Raw genomic sequence first — 15,931 nt, 5'->3', positions numbered from 1 at the left:
AGACCAAAACAATCTATACTCTACGCAACCTGACATGTATGGCTCAAGTGTATCTGCCGCCCTGACACAGAAAATTCATTGAAACGACATGTGCCCTGTATGAGTCAGGGCACATGAAGAAATCAGTATCTCCGGCTCAGCGGAAACGGCTCATCGCAATGTAATCATGCTCAGCGGGTACTGATGTATCGTCATCATAGCCGTAAATATCATCCCGGATTTGCAATTGGCCTTTTTCATCCAGCCATGCCGTGCGGTAAATAAAGTCAACAGCCAGCGTTTTTCTCAGGTTAATGGTTGCTGTCGTACGCTTTTTCAGCAGTTTTTCATAGCTGGCACTCTGACCCGCATGTTGCCGCTCCAGCAGAAAATGTGCCAGATCGTGCGCCCGCTCAACCCGCACACATCCGGAGCTGAAATTACGTTTGCTTTTATTAAACAATCGCTTGGAAGGCGTGTCATGCAAGTAGATCGAGTAACTGTTCGGCATCATAAACTTCACCTGCCCTAACGCATTGTTGGGCCCGGCGCCTTGCTGAAACTCGTATGGAAAGCTCTTGGCTGACACTGTACTCCAGTCAATCTGGCTGGGATCAATCGATTCACTGGCATTCCTGCGCGAAACGATCCGCATGTTATGGTTCGCAAGGTAATTCAGCGACTGTTTCAATTTCGGAATGACATCCTCTTCTTTAATGGTTTCAGGGACATTCCAGGTTGGATTCACAACCATATGGTTAATGGCTGAAGAAAACAGGTAAGTCGGTCGTTCACTGCGCCCGACGATGACTTTCGATTCAAACAAAACGTCATTGTCATCCAGAATTCTCAACATAAATTCCGGAATATTCACCTGCAGGATCTCACCGTGATTATCGCGGCGAATAACCCGGTTTCTCTGCATATTCAGCGCCAGCAGCTGAGCAACCTGCTGATAGGACCGCGCCATATTCCGGGCTGTTTCCGGCCCGATAACCCCATCATCGTTTAAACCATGACGCTGCTGAAAGTGACGAATAGCAGCATGCACCACGCCGGTGTTCACGACTGCAGCCTCCCGGATTGCTACACTGCCGGTTTCGGCGGAGGTCAGATTTGAATAATCCTGATCAGACAGATCCCCGAAGACATTCAGCATTTTGATCAGCTTTTCACCACGCGGGATGGGTGCACCATATTGAACCGCTGGCCGGCCGGTCAGATAAACGCCGTGAGGCGCTAACTGTTCCAACTGATTGATCTGAGAAACCAGACTTGAAAAGTTTGAGTCAACCGGACGTAATCGTTTGATTGAACTGAGTGTGACTGGTCCGCTCACGCTTGAAGCATCCTGAAGCTCTTTCATCGACAGCGTAAGGTCCGCAGGCCGGTACAGAGTACTGGGGTCACGTTGTATTTGATGAATCATCGCCTGATACACAAACAGAGTGTCAGTCGCCAGCAAATCGAAACCACGCTGATCGCGCTTATCACGGAGTTGATTCAACTCATTGATGCGTAAGGGTAACCCCGGCACTCGCTGCGTTTCTGCCAGCACCATCAGTTGCTGCATAAATTCATCCACAACGGCTGTATCCTGCCAGGCTGGCATAAAATCCTGGCTGGCATAGAACTTTTGCAGCTGTTCGGGAAAGCAAAGCTGATCGGATTGTGAAGGACAAATCACCCGGGTACTGGTCAGCGGCACTGAATCCAGACCCTGTCGTCCTAACTTTGGCACCGTCAGAGTCGCAGACACCATCGCTCCGGAAGCGGGAAGCAACTGGCTTCCCCCCTCTTCCGCAGCCACCATTGGCGAGATCATCAGACTGGCCGTCAAGACTCCGGCTGAACCAAGCTTCAGCACTTCAGTCAACCATTCGCCCAGAAAAACCGGCTTATGTGTCACCCTGTAACTTTTTAATCCACCCATAATCAGACAACCTCAACATCTGCTCTACGCTGTGTATTTCATCCATGACAACGCGATAAAATTTCCACTGGAGACCAAATTTTTTTGTCTTTGCTTAGTTAAAGTTTATGCAAATGCACAATCGGGAAGTGTTCAAATTTTGATAATCACTGAAGTTCAAGCAGCAGGCATCATCATGAACCCGCTCAAACAATCATTGACGATTTTCACGTTGTTTTTGGTGTAAATTTAGTAAATTTGTATTGCAGATGTGGAAGTGGGTACCATAAAAAAAGCCAACATAAGCATCGCTTACATTGGCTTTCCTATGTATCATCTTGAAAAATTTTGAGAATGATTAACGCAATCCGTGCAGGAATTCAGCGCGGGTTGCCGGGTTGCGTTTAAAAATACCACCCAGAGCAGTTGTCGTGGTTTCACTGGTCTGATCCATCACACCACGCGCCTTCACACAGTAGTGTGTGGCATCAATTCTGACCGCAACATCATCACTTTCCAGCAACGTTTGCAGAGCCACAAGAATTTGTTGCGTCAGTCGCTCCTGAACTTGCGGGCGCTGCGCAAAGAACCGAACGATTCGGTTGATCTTGGATAAACCGATGATCTTTCCGCGCGGAATATAAGCAACGGTCGCCTTGCCGTCGATCGTGACAAGGTGGTGTTCGCAGGTACTGGTCATCGTAATATCTTTCACCCGAACCAGCTCATCACAGTTCATTTTGTTATCGATAACTGTGATTTTCGGGAAATTGGCATAATCCAGCCCAGAGAAGATTTCGTCCACATACATCTTGGCAATACGCTTTGGCGTATCCATGAGGCTGTCATCGGTTAAATCCAGAGACATCAACTCAAGAATTTCGCGGACATGATATTCGATGCGCTCTTTTTTCTCGGCACTGTCGACAACTTTGTTTGTCATCGGGGTTTCCAGTCCACGAGACTCAAGCGCCTGACGGACTTTCAATGCTGATTCGCTTAATGCTGTCATTCTCTCCTCCAACTGGCCCAGGCTGATGTTCAAGCCTGTTCTGCCTTGCCAGTAAACACTGAGCCCGAAGGATACCTGTATTTGCTAACAATTACACCTCGTATTTGCTGAGGTAATTCGTTCAACCGAGAATTTTTTGTCATAATAGTCAGCAATTAAGAATAACGCTTGAAGGATTAGCAAATGGGTTCTTGTGACGCACCTGGTCTGATGCCAGTAGAAACTGCAATTGAAAAAATGCTGGCTGTCGTGAAACCAATCAGCAAAACCAATACATTGCCACTGTCAGAAACACTCGGACGTGTATTGGCAACCGATCTTAAATCGCCAGTGAACGTGCCGCCGTTTGCAAACTCTGCAATGGACGGATATGCCCTGAAACGTGCTGATTTAGACAGTACAGATACCCTCACTCTGAGTGGTCAGTCTTTTGCAGGTACACCGTTCGATGGCACCTGTCAGCCCGGACAATGCATTCGTATCATGACGGGCGCAGAGCTCCCGGCAGGAACGGATACTGTCATCATGCAGGAAGAAACAGAAGCCAACGGCGATCAAATTCGCTTCCTGATTCAACCGAAAGCTGGTGACAATGTTCGCCCGGTTGGTGATGACATCAAACTCGGTGAGGTCGTGGTAGCGCAAGGCACCCGCATCACAGCACGCGAGCTGCCGTTAATCGCCTCACTCGGCGTTGCAAACATCCCTGTTTTCGAACGCCCGAAAGTCGCTTTCTTTTCGACCGGTGATGAACTGCGCCCGTTGGGTGAGCCCCTGGCTGCCGGTCAGATCTATGACAGCAACCGTTACGGTATCCGTGCCCTGCTGGAAAAACTGGGTTGCGATGTCTTGGATTTAGGTATCATTCCGGATGATCCGGCTCAGTTAGATGCCGCGTTTACAAAAGCCACCAGCGATACGGATGTCCTGATCACTTCCGGGGGCGTCAGTGTCGGAGAAGCTGACTATACCAAAGACATCCTGACCCAACAGGGCGAAATCGGTTTCTGGAAGATTGCCATGAAACCGGGCAAACCTTTTGCGTTCGGAAAAATCAAAAACACCTGGTTCTGCGGGCTTCCGGGAAATCCAGTATCAGCGATGCTGACGTTTTATCAGATCGTTCAGCCGATGCTGGCTCAGCTGTCTGGTCACAGCCAGTATCAGCCGCCTCAGCGACTGCCAGCTATTGCCGGCACAATATTTAAGAAACGCCCGGGACGGACCGACTTCCAGCGCGGCATCTATCATGTGAATGAGCAAGGCCAGATTGAGGTCGCCACGACGGGGAATCAGGGCTCCGGTGCATTCAGCTCAATGCATCAGGCCAACTGCCTCGTGATTCTTGAACAGGAACGCGGCAAAGTGCAGCCGGGTGAGATCGTGACGATCGAGCCATTTAACGCCACGCTGTATTAAGTAAACGACGAGCAGGAGTCCGGAATGGAAGAATTATCTGATCAGGAAATGCTGCGCTATAACCGCCAGATCATACTGCGCCAGTTTGATTTTGAGGGTCAGGAAGCACTGAAAGCGGCAAAAATTCTGATTTTGGGTGCTGGTGGCCTCGGATGTGCAGCTAGCCAGTATCTGGTCGCGGCCGGTGCCGGACAAGTCACGATGATTGATGATGACAAAGTCGAACTGTCTAACCTGCAGCGTCAGGTACTGCATCATGATGCAACTGTCGGCATGCTCAAAGTTGAATCGGCGAAACTGGCACTTGAACAGCTTAACCCGCACAGCCAGATTCACACCATTGCCGAACGCCTGGATGATGCATCTCTGCTGTCTCTGATCGAAGCGCACACGCTGGTGCTGGATTGCAGCGACAACCTGCCGACCCGCAATCAACTGAACCGTTTATGTCATCAGACCAAAACCCCTTTAGTGTCCGGGGCCGCAATTCGCATGGAAGGTCAGGTCAGCGTTTTTACGTATCAGGACGATCAGCCCTGCTACGCCTGCCTGAGCAGTTTATTTGGCGAACAAAACCTGACTTGTGTTGAAGCGGGTGTGATGTCACCGCTGGTGGGGATCATCGGGGCGGTCCAGGCCATGGAAACCATTAAAGTGATCGCAGCCATGGGAACGCCGTTAACAGGAAAAATTTTATTGCTGGATGCCATGACCATGCACTGGCAGGAAATGAAGCTCATGAAGCAGCCCTCCTGTCCCGTATGCAGTGCATCAGCTTAATTCCTGAGTGATGCTGAAAATGAAACAAAAAGAGCCTGGCATGCCAGGCTCTTTTTATACGTCTCTCCTTACATGATTACTTCATCATATAAAGATCACGGGTATAACGGTATGCAGAAGCGTTCGTGGTTGAATATCCCCCCACTTTCGGCGACTTAATGACAGTTTTCGTATAGAAGTACACGGGAATCGCAGGCATATCCTCTGAAAAAATCCGCTCAGCTTCCTGGTAGTACTTTTTACGTTCTGCATCAGTCTTCGCAGCTAAGGCATTCGACATCGCCTTATCATAAGCCGTATTCGCCCAGTCTGAATAGTTCATCCCCTTACTTTCAAAGTAAGACAGGAAGGTTGAGGCTTCATTGTAATCGCCAACCCACGCATAACGAGCCAGGCTGAAGTCTTTCTGAGAGAGCTTCTGCAGGAAAGTTTTCCATTCCTGATTCGCCAGATCCACTTCTACAGGCAGGCTTTGCTTCCACATTGACATCATCGCCAATGCCAGTTTCTTATGCGCTTCGTTGGTGTTGTACACCAGCTCAAACTTCAGCGGATTGTCTTTGGTATAACCCGCCTCTTTCAACAGTTCACGAGCTTTTTGGTTCCGTTCTTTTTGCGTCAAATTCGCCCAAGGCAGATTTGGCGCATCAAAACCTGCGACGGCTGGCGGAGTCACACCAAAGGCTGGAATCTGGCCCTGACCCAGAATAATCTTCGTGACGACATCACGATCGATCGCATAAGCCAGCGCCTTACGAACACGGACATCATCAAATGGCTTTTGATCCAGATTGAACAGATAGTAATAAGTTGCCAGAGACGGCATTGTCACTAATTCATCCGGACGATCTTTCTTGATTTGCTTATACTGTTCCAGCGGGAAAGTCGAAGTAATATCAATTTCACCGGTACGATAACGGTTGTACTCAGCAGTATCATTTTCAATCGCCAGATATGATGCTTTATTGATGACAGTCTTTGCATCATTCCAGTATTTCGGGTTACGGACCAGATCAATTCGCTCATTCACAACCCAGTTCGTCAGTGTATAAGCGCCCGAGCTCACCATATGTTCCGGACGTGTCCAGCTGTCACCATACTTCTCAATCGCTTTACGATACACAGGGAAAGTCGATGGATGAGACAGCATAATCACAAAGTATGGCGTTGGCTGAGTCAACGTAAACTGAACCGTTTTTGCATCCAGTGCTTTTACACCTAAAGTATCTTTGTCTTTTTTACCGTCGGTAACTTCAGCAGCATTCAGAATATTCGCTGTGGCCAGATACCATGAATAAGGCGCAGCTGAAGCTGGATCGGCATTACGTTTGAAACTGTATTCCACATCATAAGCCGTGAGTGGTTCACCATTCGACCATTGAACCCCGTCACGCAAATAAAAGGTCACGGTTTTCCCGTCTGCCGAAGTTTCCCAATGGGTTGCCAGTGCAGGAATTAAATTACCTTGAGTATCTTCTGAAACTAAGCCATCAAACAGATCACTGATAATTTTGCTGCTGGAATCATCTGTGGTCATCGTCGGATCCAGTGTCGGAACCTCAGTCCCAACGCCCCAGATAATTTCCTGCTTCTTCGCTAAAGCTACGCCAGCCGGAACATCAGCTGCAAAAGTGGCACCAGAAAACATCAATGCGATGCCTGCTGCCAGTGCTTTCATTTTCATTCCTTGCATATTTATTCCTTGTCACATGTTGTGTTGTCAGGTTGAAAAGAACCTTGGATGGGAGCCTGACAAATATGACGGTCAATGGTGTTCCTTACCACTGAACTCTTCGGGGTTCACGACAGGGGTCGCTCAACGTTCAAGAAATCGAAACGTCAGCAACACCGAATTGACATAAACATACGCTGATTATGAAAAAGAGGGAATAGCAGAAGTCACAAAAAAGCCGGTGTCTATCACCGGCTTAAATCAGAGTTGCAGTCTTTTCAATTATCGTTGAGACGGATACCGTCATTTTCTATCAGGAGGACGCCTTTCTTATAAAGTCCCCCAATGGCTTTCTTAAACGTTGCCTTACTGGTGCGGAAAACTTTAAAAATCTCTTCCGGAGACGATTTATCACTCAGCGGCATAAAACCACCCTGGCGCGCCAGTTCCGTCAGGATCTTATCTGCAATATCGTCAACCTTGGCTTTGCCCGCTTTCTGAAGGGATAAATTAATTTTGCCGTCCGGGCGAATTTCTTTGATAAATGCCTTCAGACGCTTTCCGACAAAGAGTTTGCCGAAGGATTCCGTTTTGAACAGCAGCCCCCAGTGCTCGCCTTCGATTACCGCTTTATATCCAAGCTCAGAAACTTCAGCGATTACCACCTGAACTTCATCACCGACCTGATAATGATGCGGTGTTTTATCCAGAAAACGATTAAATTTCATCGAACCGACAATTCTGCCGGATGCTTTGTCTGTATAGACCCGGACCATAATCATCTGGCCGGCTTCCAGGCGGCGACGCTGTTCGCTGAACGGAACCAGTAAGTCTTTTTCCAGCCCCCAGTCAACAAAAGCACCGACACCGGAAATCCCTACAACTTTCAGATGTGCAAAATCGCCGACCTGGGCAAGCGGCTGTTTCGTGGTCGCAATAATGTCATCTTCCGAATCAAAGTAGATGAACACTTCCAGGTTATCTCCCAGAGCTGTACCTTCAGGAACGGACGATTTAGGCAGTAAAATATTGCCGAAATCCTCACCACCATCCAGAAACACGCCAAAATCTACAACTTTCACGACTTCCAGCGTGTTGTACTGACCAATTTTAATCATAAATATGTCACTCTCAGGGTAAAATAATCCGGCGAATGTCCGCCTCATTCTCCTGCTCATACAACTTCTGACACAAAGCTGATGCTGCACCGGAGAAAGCACGCTATTTTGAAACGCGCATTATACGTGATGTTGATTCAGACTGCCTGACCAAAAACAGACTTTCTGAACAAAAAGCATGCTGTCGTGCCATAAGCTATTGTCAAGTGGTGCTATTTAACGACGGCATCAACTAGAATTACCTGAACCGACCCAATTGCGAGGAAAATCTGTAAAGTGATCACCGTTGAAAAGAAAGATGGCCATAACCTGAAACTGTCTCATGTCATTCATGAGGCCAAAAACCGTCAGCTTGATGTTTTTCTTTTCATTCCCGGTGAGCTTGGCCTGAACGCCAACATCATGTCTGAAGATGAGTTCTATCATAATGTCATTCACGGCAAGCGGACTTACTTCAGTGATGTTCATCATCTGCCTCTGGTTCACAGCCGCCTCGCCAGCCGTGGCAACCTGTCTTCGGGCCAGTACCGTTTAAGTCTGAGTTTATTTGCTTACCAGTATGCCGTCGCCCTGGAAGAAACTGTTCACCAGCTTCTTGATGAAAAAGTAGAGCGGACCACAGAAGAACTGGAAGAAGTCGCCAGCATTTCCGGCGGGATTCTGAAACGGCTGCGCAGGAATGTGCCAACCGATGAAGAACTGCTGAAATACTACCAGAACATTGATAACTACCTATCCTGGTTTACTGAGCAGCGCTTTCTTTCGCTGGTTGCTCACCTGCCCCGGACAGAAAACTATGGTGAAATCAAAAGCCTGTTTCTGGATTTCTGCGATGCGGAATCTGAGCATCGCCTGACGAACAACTACAATTCTGAGCGTGCTGCTGCCGATCCAACGCGGATGTCGAACAAAATGCGGCTGCTGCGCCGTCTGATTGAATATCCGGTGACTATGAAAGAGAACACCACCGTTCTCGGCAACACGACCAAAAAAGTGGTGACCGGATTTGCCGCTGGTTTTGTGATGATCTTTGTCACCATCATGCTGATTGAGGCCCGCGGTGTACTCGGGGACATTACTGCCTCTTTCATCCTGGTCCTTTCCGTGATTTATGCGGCCCGTGAAGTCTTTAAAGACGACCTCAAACAGGCGCTCTGGCGCTGGGTCCGAAAAGGTAAACCCAAATGGCGGAAGCAGTTTTCCGACAGTAACAGTAACAAACTGATTGGCAGACAGCTTGAGTGGCTCGAGTACATGCGGTTTGACGATCTGGAAGATAATGTCAGAAAAGCACGCAAACATAAGGTTTCAGCCAAAGAAGAAACCATCCTGCATTACAAAAGCACCACAAGGATGTCGACAACCAAATTTCTGACAGGTTATGAGCAGACAAAAGAATCCATTCTGTTTGATCTGCGATTTCTGTCGACATTGATGGAAAAGGGCTCGCAAAAAATCTATGTCATGCGGGATGGTCAGGTTGCCAGAGAATCAGTTGAAAAACGTCATCTGATCAACCTGATTACCTGTGAAAGCGATGAAGATCAGGAACCCAAAATTCAGCGCTGGAAAATTATCATGAACCGTTCGAAAATTGTTGATATCGAAGCAATTGACTAATCCCGGTTCAATCGGTCTCACCACTGACAGTCCGGTTGGCCTCTTCTATGCTTAATTCAGAGGAGGCCCGCCATCTGCTTCAATTAGCCCTACTTTTTGTCCCTTGTTTACTCACGGCAAGTTGTTACCCTTACTGGCAGTCCACCCGTCCCTTATTTTATGGCACCCAGCATGCGTAAACTGACCGAACTGATTTTTAACAATACCTACAGTGAATTACCCAGCCATTTTGGGACACGCATTACCCCGCAACCCTTGGATAATCCTTCTCTGGTCAGCGTCAATCCTGTGGTTTGCGATATGCTTGAGCTGGATCCGGCTGAAGCAGGCACGCCGTACTTTGCCGACATTTTCACAGGGAATGATGAATTACCGGGCTTTGAACCCATTGCCATGAAATACACCGGACATCAGTTCGGCCAGTACAATCCGGACCTGGGAGACGGCCGTGGCCTGCTGATGGGTGAAGTACTGACGTCAGCAGGAAAGAAATGGGACATTCATCTGAAAGGTTCGGGACAAACCCCTTACTCCCGAATGGGAGACGGACGGGCTGTACTGCGTTCAAGCATCCGTGAATATCTGGCCAGTGCCGCGATGAAAGGTCTGGGCATCCAGACGACCCATGCACTGGCCGTTCTGGTCAGCGACACCCCGGTTTACCGTGAAAAAGCAGAACAAGGCGCGACCCTGATCCGGGTCGCCGACAGCCACCTGCGGTTCGGACACTTTGAATATCTGTTTTACACCCAGCGCCATGAGGATCTGAAATTACTGGCGGATTATCTGATCAAACAGCACTTTTCAGATCTTCGTGATCACCCTTCCCCGTACGCGGCCATGTTCCAGCGCATTGTCGATCTGACCGCTGTGCTGATTGCGGACTGGCAGGCCGTTGGCTTCGCTCACGGGGTGATGAATACAGACAACATGTCTGTGCTTGGACTGACCTTTGATTATGGCCCTTATGGTTTTCTGGATGACTACCAGCCGGGTTTTATCTGCAATCATTCCGATTACACCGGACGCTACGCCTTTAATCAGCAGCCTTCAATTGCGCTCTGGAATCTGTCGGCACTGGGTTATGCCCTGACGCCTCTGCTGGATAAAGAAGCCATTGACACCGCTCTGCACAGTTATCAAACCCGGCTGCAGCAGGAATACAGCATTCGAATGAGAAACAAGCTGGGGATTATGGAGCGGCATGACGAAGACAGCGCACTGTTCAGCCAGATGTTCGATCTTTTGGCAACTCAGACCGTGGACTACACACTGTTTTTCCGGATACTGACTTCGATCCCAGCCAGTCAGTTGGCTGACAGCAGCCATCTGTTTTCTGAAATCATCCGTGATACTGCGCCGCTTCAGACATGGCTCAGCTTCTATGCCAAACGCCTGACGCTGGAACAGCAAAGCGACGAAGAACGCCTTGCGCTCATGCACATGCACAACCCGAAATTCATCCTGCGGAACTATCTGGCCCAAACGGCGATCGAGCAGGCTGAAAAAGGAGACTACGGCATGATAGAAAATTTACTGACCGTACTTGCCCGACCTTTTGATGAGCATCCGGCGTTCGAACAATTCGCAGCCAAGCCACCGGAATGGGGAAAAACGCTGGAAATCAGCTGCTCATCCTGACATTTGGATCCAATCAAAAAAGGAGCCGGTTCAAGGCTCCTTTTTGATGTTTCAACGAATCAGTCTCCGCAGATCACCCGGCTCACATCCTGCTCAATCAGCCAGCGACGAACGGGTTCAGAATTTTTGACCGCCCGGCCAGTAAATTCACAAGGCTTGCCCGCATCCCGGCTCATCTTTAAAGCTCGCTGAGCCAGAAATATCACCGCGTCGTTATTGTGAGAAGCATAATCCAGTGCTGTATTCCCCGGATCTATCGCCAGCGAAAATTGCGCCAGATGATCCAGGTTGATCACCATGCCATCAAAGTAGTGCAGAAATTTATCGGCCATCAAGGCATTTGCCGGTAAATCGCACATGAAATGTACCTGCAGCCCGGCTTTTCCCCTGAACAGTCCTTGCTCCGCGAGTAAGTCATGTACGGACGCAGCATCACTGTATGTCCGGACAAACGGAATCACGATCGCCAGCGGCAAATCACCCGTGACCAGACGCAGGCGCTTGATAAGCTCGCACTGCAGTGTAAATAACTTCGCCCACTCAGGACGGAGATACCGCGACACACCTCGAACACCCATCAGCGGATTTGCTTCCTGCCCATCAATGTGACCCACAGGATCACCCGCTTCTGCACCACTGAATATAATTTTGAAAACGGGTCTGGTGTGCCCTGCCGCGATCCGCTTCTGGGCGAAGTCCGACAACACCTGTACCAGTTTTTCAAACCGTTCCGTCTCAACAGCAGACATCTCACATACAGCATCTGACTGACCGAATGCAGACAAATGAAGATCGATGTCAGCCATACAAGCATCCATCGCGATGAACTCCAGCTGAGCCACCTGCTCCCTTGTCGCATCCATCTGCGCACAACGTGTCACCATCTTCTGATCCGACAAACCGGCTAAAACCTCTTTTGACATCTCCATGTCCCGACTCTCCTTCATCCTTCTCCACCAGCCTTGCTATATTTAATCATTGTGATGCCAACAACCAGCAACATCATCCCTTTTCATGCCATCACATCATTTTCCGGCAACATGAATAATTTTCATTTACTCAAACTCGTACAAACACACGCGATAAAAGCAAGTGAAATGAAACGTTTGGTTTATTCCTGCGGTCATTTGAGCTATCTTTACGCGTCACAATGTTATACCTGAAAGCAGGCGGATTATGCCAAGAAAAACCGATGAACTTCGTACTGTCAGTTTAGGGCGGATGCCTTCTCCTGACGAAGTTGAAGCTGCTCACCCAATCTCAGATGCCATCGCCGAACACGTCGACCGCTCCCGAAAAGAAATTGAAGACATCCTGACCGGTCAGGACGATCGCTTGCTTGTCATTGTTGGTCCGTGCTCTGTGCATGATACAGAAGCTGCGCTGGATTATGCCCGTCGTCTGCTTGAGCTGAAAACACAATACAAAGATAAACTCTGTATTGTCATGCGAACTTACTTTGAAAAGCCGCGTACCGTCGTGGGCTGGAAAGGTCTGGTTTCTGATCCCCATCTGGATGGTAGTCTGGACTTAGTGGCTGGCTTGTACAAAGCCCGAAAGCTGCTGCTCGACATCAACCAAATGGGAATGCCTACCGCGACTGAATTCCTGGATATGATCACCGGACAGTACATTGCCGATCTGATCAGCTGGGGGGCCATTGGCGCCCGCACCACTGAATCACAAATCCACCGTGAAATGGCATCAGCCTTATCCTGTCCGGTTGGTTTTAAAAACGGCACGGATGGCAATGTAAAAATCGCGATTGATGCGATTCGCGCCACCCGGGTACCGCATGTTTTCTGTTCCCCGGCCAAAAACGGGGAAATGACTATCTATAAGACAGCCGGTAATCCGTATGGTCATATCATTCTGCGTGGCGGAAAAATGCCTAATTACCATGCAGAAGACATTCAGGCGGCCTGTGATGCGCTTGCAGACTATGATCTGCCTACCCGGCTGATAGTTGATTTCAGCCATGGCAACTGCCAGAAACAACACAAGCGACAGTTAGACGTTGCCGCAGATATCTGCCAGCAACTGAAAAACGGCAGCCGTCATATTGCCGGAATTATGGCTGAAAGCTTTATTGTTGAAGGCAACCAGTCACTGGAGCAAGGGCTGGAAGATGGCCTGACATATGGTCAGTCTGTCACTGACCCCTGTATCAGCTGGGAAGATACTGTCGACATGATTCAAATGCTGGCTGCTGCGGTGCAAAATCGCTAATTCAGCCAAGCGCAACTACCTTTAAGTCAGCGTTTTATGATATAAAAACGCCCATTAACACTGATGAGCAGGAATTAAACCATGCCTTCTTTTGATATCATTTCTGAAGTCGACACCGTTGAACTGAAAAATGCGGTGGATAACAGTAACCGAGATCTGGATACCCGTTTTGACTTTCGCAATGTTGAAGCTTCATTCAGCCTGAATAAAGAGATTGTCAAAATTTCAGCCGAAGCTGAATTCCAGGTTCTGCAAATGCGCGACATCCTTCGTGCAAACCTGGCTAAACGTGGTGTAGATGCCCGTGCCATGGAAACCAAGGATATTGTGCATTCAGGAAGAACCTTCTCGCAGGAAGCCATGTTCAAACAAGGCATTGATACACCAGTCGCCAAGCAACTGGTAAAAATGATCAAAGATTCAAAAATTAAAGTACAGGCATCCATCCAGGGCGACAAAGTACGTGTCACCGGCAAGAAAAGGGATGATTTGCAAGCCGCGATGGCACTGGTTCGTAATTCGGAAGAACTGGATAAACCATTCCAGTTTGATAATTTCCGCGATTAATCTAAGCCAGCCTTCAGGAAGGTTCCCAGCCTTCCTGATTGGTTCCGGAACGATCCGACTTTTTACTCAACAACAATTAAGTTTTAGCTCAATATCACAACTTCCCGGCAACAGCACCGCTGCTGCATGATTTCCCCTTGAATCCAATCGCAATTTGTCATTTCCCATCAGGACAAAATCTTGATAATCGATACCTTGAACGCAGTCTATTTTTCCGGTCTGACTGCCGGTTTTTTACTGCACGAAAGGAACCAATCATGAAACAAAAACTGTCCCCTCAGTGGGCGCTCAGGACCTTACTGGTCAGCGGTGCGCTCTTCTCTGCCAGTGTGTTTGCAACTGCAAACTATAGTGTAAACGGCGTGTATCAGGCCGGAGAACAGGTAATTTATCAGGGCGTCACCTATGAAGCGCTCAGGACAACGGAGAATGAAACACCCGATGCTCATCTGGGTGATGCCTGGAAACAGGTGACCCCCCTGCAGACAACAAGTACGACGGTCGCGTCCTACCCTGCGTATTCAAACAGCGCGACCTATGTCGGCGGCGATCATGTTTCCTACAACGGACAAATCTATAAAGCCAAATGGTGGACCCAGGGCGAAGCGCCGGATGCAACACCGGGTACCGGCGTCTGGGAATGGGTCAGCGTTGACAACAACCCGGATCCGGGTCCAGGACCGGATCCAGATCCAACCCCAGATCCCATACCATCCAACGGCATCATCGGGCAAAACCCGGATGGCAGTTACATCATGAGCAAAACCTATCTGGATGCCCGTGAAGCCGAACTGACCAGCTCTCCTGAATTTGCCAAGGTGTTCGAATCAATCAGCACCCGCGATAATGCCGTTGTTGAAGCCGTCGTTCCCGGTGCTTCCACCAACCCTGACAATGTTAAACGTGTTGAGTCCCTGATCAATGAACAGAAATGGGATCAACTGTTTCCGGAACGCAACACGGCCTACACCTACACCAATTTCCTGAAAGCCGTCGCCAAATTTAAAGGTTTCTGCGCCACATATACGGATGAGCGTGCTGCTCAGTCTGATGCAATCTGTGCGAAATCACTGGCGGTCATGTTTGCTCACTTCACTCAGGAAACCGGTGCACACAACCCGCATTCACCCTATGAAGAATGGCGCCAGGGGTTGTACTTTGTCCGCGAAGCCGGCTGTTCTGATGATGCAAACTCCTGTGGTTACAACAGCGAATGTGCAGCGACGAACTGGCAGACAGAACAGTGGCCTTGCGGTAAAAATCCTGACGGCAGTTATGTGAAATACTTTGGCCGCGGCGCAAAACAGCTGTCATATCACTATAACTACGGTCCGTTTTCTGACTTCATCTTCAATGATGTGAACGTGCTGCTTCAGGATCCGGATCGTGTCGCCAACAGCTGGCTGAATCTGGCTTCCGCAGTATTCTTCTTTGTTTACCCGCAACCGCCAAAACCATCAATGCTGCATGTCATTGACGGCACCTGGCAGCCAACCGCGACAGACATTGCCGAAAAACGTGTCCCGGGCTTTGGTGTCACAACCATGATCATCAACGGCGGCATTGAATGTACGCTGGAAACAGAAAAGCCGCAGTCCGTGAACCGTATTCAGTACTACCGGGGTCATGCTGCTGCACTGGGTGTTCCCGTTCCTGCTGATGAGCAGTTAGGCTGCGCCGGTATGAAACCGTTCAAGAAAACAGGTGACAATACATTTGGCCTGTACTGGGAAAATGACTGGAGTTACTACCCGGATAACCCGGGTGGCAGCAGCTTTGCCTGCCGGATTGAATCAGGTTACCAGACAGCACACACCACGCTGAAAAAAGGTGACTATACCAAGTGTGTGCAAAAATATTATGGTGTAACCGTCGAATAAGACTCACACCTCCATCCGTCTGATCTCCACAAGCCGGTGCTGAAAAGCCCGGCTTTTTCAATTCCATGCAATGAAAATCGTCATGCTGTGACACCGATTCCC

The 15,931-nt window shown here is 49.0% G+C and carries 12 protein-coding genes; 7 read left to right on the top strand and 5 right to left on the bottom strand.

Features of this window, described 5'->3' with window-relative positions; all coding sequences use genetic code 11:
- Positions 1 to 136: 136 nt before the first annotated feature.
- Both SPK40_RS03650 and folE read right to left on the bottom strand, forming a co-directional pair.
- Positions 137 to 1,912, bottom strand: coding sequence for a L,D-transpeptidase family protein (locus SPK40_RS03650; RefSeq protein WP_330959468.1), 1,776 nt, complete (start codon positions 1,910 to 1,912; stop codon positions 137 to 139).
- Positions 1,913 to 2,249: 337 nt separating this feature from the next.
- Positions 2,250 to 2,903, bottom strand: a complete 654-nt coding sequence (gene folE / locus SPK40_RS03645; RefSeq protein WP_248140171.1) for a GTP cyclohydrolase I FolE — start codon at positions 2,901 to 2,903, stop codon at positions 2,250 to 2,252.
- A gap of 183 nt (positions 2,904 to 3,086) precedes the next feature.
- Here folE and moeA point away from each other — a divergent pair, with 183 nt between their 5' ends.
- Together moeA and moeB are read left to right on the top strand one after the other, a co-directional pair.
- Positions 3,087 to 4,322, top strand: coding sequence for a molybdopterin molybdotransferase MoeA (moeA, locus tag SPK40_RS03640; protein ID WP_330959467.1), 1,236 nt, complete (start codon positions 3,087 to 3,089; stop codon positions 4,320 to 4,322).
- A gap of 24 nt (positions 4,323 to 4,346) precedes the next feature.
- Complete coding sequence (moeB, locus tag SPK40_RS03635) at positions 4,347 to 5,102, top strand: molybdopterin-synthase adenylyltransferase MoeB (RefSeq protein WP_330959466.1); 756 nt, start codon at positions 4,347 to 4,349, stop codon at positions 5,100 to 5,102.
- Positions 5,103 to 5,178: 76 nt separating this feature from the next.
- On the opposite strand, the gene SPK40_RS03630 is transcribed toward moeB, so the two are convergent.
- Complete coding sequence (locus SPK40_RS03630) at positions 5,179 to 6,795, bottom strand: peptide ABC transporter substrate-binding protein (RefSeq protein ID WP_330959465.1); 1,617 nt, start codon at positions 6,793 to 6,795, stop codon at positions 5,179 to 5,181.
- Between the two features lie 257 nt (positions 6,796 to 7,052).
- Positions 7,053 to 7,892: a CvfB family protein gene (locus SPK40_RS03625; RefSeq protein ID WP_248140163.1), complete on the bottom strand. Its 840-nt coding sequence runs from the start codon at positions 7,890 to 7,892 to the stop codon at positions 7,053 to 7,055.
- Between the two features lie 276 nt (positions 7,893 to 8,168).
- Here SPK40_RS03625 and SPK40_RS03620 point away from each other — a divergent pair, with 276 nt between their 5' ends.
- Positions 8,169 to 9,512: a hypothetical protein gene (locus tag SPK40_RS03620; RefSeq protein WP_248140161.1), complete on the top strand. Its 1,344-nt coding sequence runs from the start codon at positions 8,169 to 8,171 to the stop codon at positions 9,510 to 9,512.
- A gap of 171 nt (positions 9,513 to 9,683) precedes the next feature.
- The gene (locus SPK40_RS03615; protein WP_330959464.1) at positions 9,684 to 11,153 is read left to right on the top strand and encodes a protein adenylyltransferase SelO; all 1,470 of its coding nucleotides are present in this window, start codon (positions 9,684 to 9,686) and stop codon (positions 11,151 to 11,153) included.
- A 59-nt stretch (positions 11,154 to 11,212) separates the two neighbouring features.
- On the opposite strand, the gene SPK40_RS03610 is transcribed toward SPK40_RS03615, so the two are convergent.
- Positions 11,213 to 12,082 (bottom strand): putative PEP-binding protein, encoded by an 870-nt coding sequence (locus SPK40_RS03610; RefSeq protein ID WP_330959463.1) that lies wholly within the window; start codon positions 12,080 to 12,082, stop codon positions 11,213 to 11,215.
- A gap of 247 nt (positions 12,083 to 12,329) precedes the next feature.
- Here SPK40_RS03610 and SPK40_RS03605 point away from each other — a divergent pair, with 247 nt between their 5' ends.
- From SPK40_RS03605 to SPK40_RS03595, 3 genes are all read left to right on the top strand, one after another.
- Complete coding sequence (locus tag SPK40_RS03605) at positions 12,330 to 13,382, top strand: 3-deoxy-7-phosphoheptulonate synthase (protein WP_248140155.1); 1,053 nt, start codon at positions 12,330 to 12,332, stop codon at positions 13,380 to 13,382.
- Positions 13,383 to 13,463: 81 nt separating this feature from the next.
- On the top strand, positions 13,464 to 13,949 hold the full coding sequence (locus SPK40_RS03600; RefSeq protein WP_248140153.1) for a YajQ family cyclic di-GMP-binding protein: 486 nt from the start codon (positions 13,464 to 13,466) through the stop codon (positions 13,947 to 13,949).
- Between the two features lie 257 nt (positions 13,950 to 14,206).
- Positions 14,207 to 15,829: a glycoside hydrolase family 19 protein gene (locus tag SPK40_RS03595; RefSeq protein ID WP_330959462.1), complete on the top strand. Its 1,623-nt coding sequence runs from the start codon at positions 14,207 to 14,209 to the stop codon at positions 15,827 to 15,829.
- Positions 15,830 to 15,931 lie beyond the last annotated feature (102 nt).

This window comes from Photobacterium sp. 53610 (genome assembly GCF_036409375.1).
In the GTDB taxonomy this organism is placed as follows: domain Bacteria; phylum Pseudomonadota; class Gammaproteobacteria; order Enterobacterales; family Vibrionaceae; genus Photobacterium.
This window is presented reverse-complemented; position numbering and strand designations above follow the sequence as displayed.

Excerpts from the sequence above, each read along its gene's own strand:
- SPK40_RS03630 (WP_330959465.1), bottom strand. The coding sequence starts at position 6,795 with ATGCAAGGAATGAAAATGAAAGCACTGGCAGCAGGCATCGCATTGATG.
- folE (WP_248140171.1), bottom strand. The coding sequence starts at position 2,903 with ATGACAGCATTAAGCGAATCAGCATTGAAAGTCCGTCAGGCGCTTGAG.
- SPK40_RS03615 (WP_330959464.1), top strand. The coding sequence starts at position 9,684 with ATGCGTAAACTGACCGAACTGATTTTTAACAATACCTACAGTGAATTA.
- SPK40_RS03600 (WP_248140153.1), top strand. The coding sequence starts at position 13,464 with ATGCCTTCTTTTGATATCATTTCTGAAGTCGACACCGTTGAACTGAAA.
- SPK40_RS03610 (WP_330959463.1), bottom strand. The coding sequence starts at position 12,082 with ATGGAGATGTCAAAAGAGGTTTTAGCCGGTTTGTCGGATCAGAAGATG.
- SPK40_RS03595 (WP_330959462.1), top strand. The coding sequence starts at position 14,207 with ATGAAACAAAAACTGTCCCCTCAGTGGGCGCTCAGGACCTTACTGGTC.
- moeA (WP_330959467.1), top strand. The coding sequence starts at position 3,087 with ATGGGTTCTTGTGACGCACCTGGTCTGATGCCAGTAGAAACTGCAATT.
- SPK40_RS03650 (WP_330959468.1), bottom strand. The coding sequence starts at position 1,912 with ATGGGTGGATTAAAAAGTTACAGGGTGACACATAAGCCGGTTTTTCTG.
- SPK40_RS03605 (WP_248140155.1), top strand. The coding sequence starts at position 12,330 with ATGCCAAGAAAAACCGATGAACTTCGTACTGTCAGTTTAGGGCGGATG.
- SPK40_RS03625 (WP_248140163.1), bottom strand. The coding sequence starts at position 7,892 with ATGATTAAAATTGGTCAGTACAACACGCTGGAAGTCGTGAAAGTTGTA.
- moeB (WP_330959466.1), top strand. The coding sequence starts at position 4,347 with ATGGAAGAATTATCTGATCAGGAAATGCTGCGCTATAACCGCCAGATC.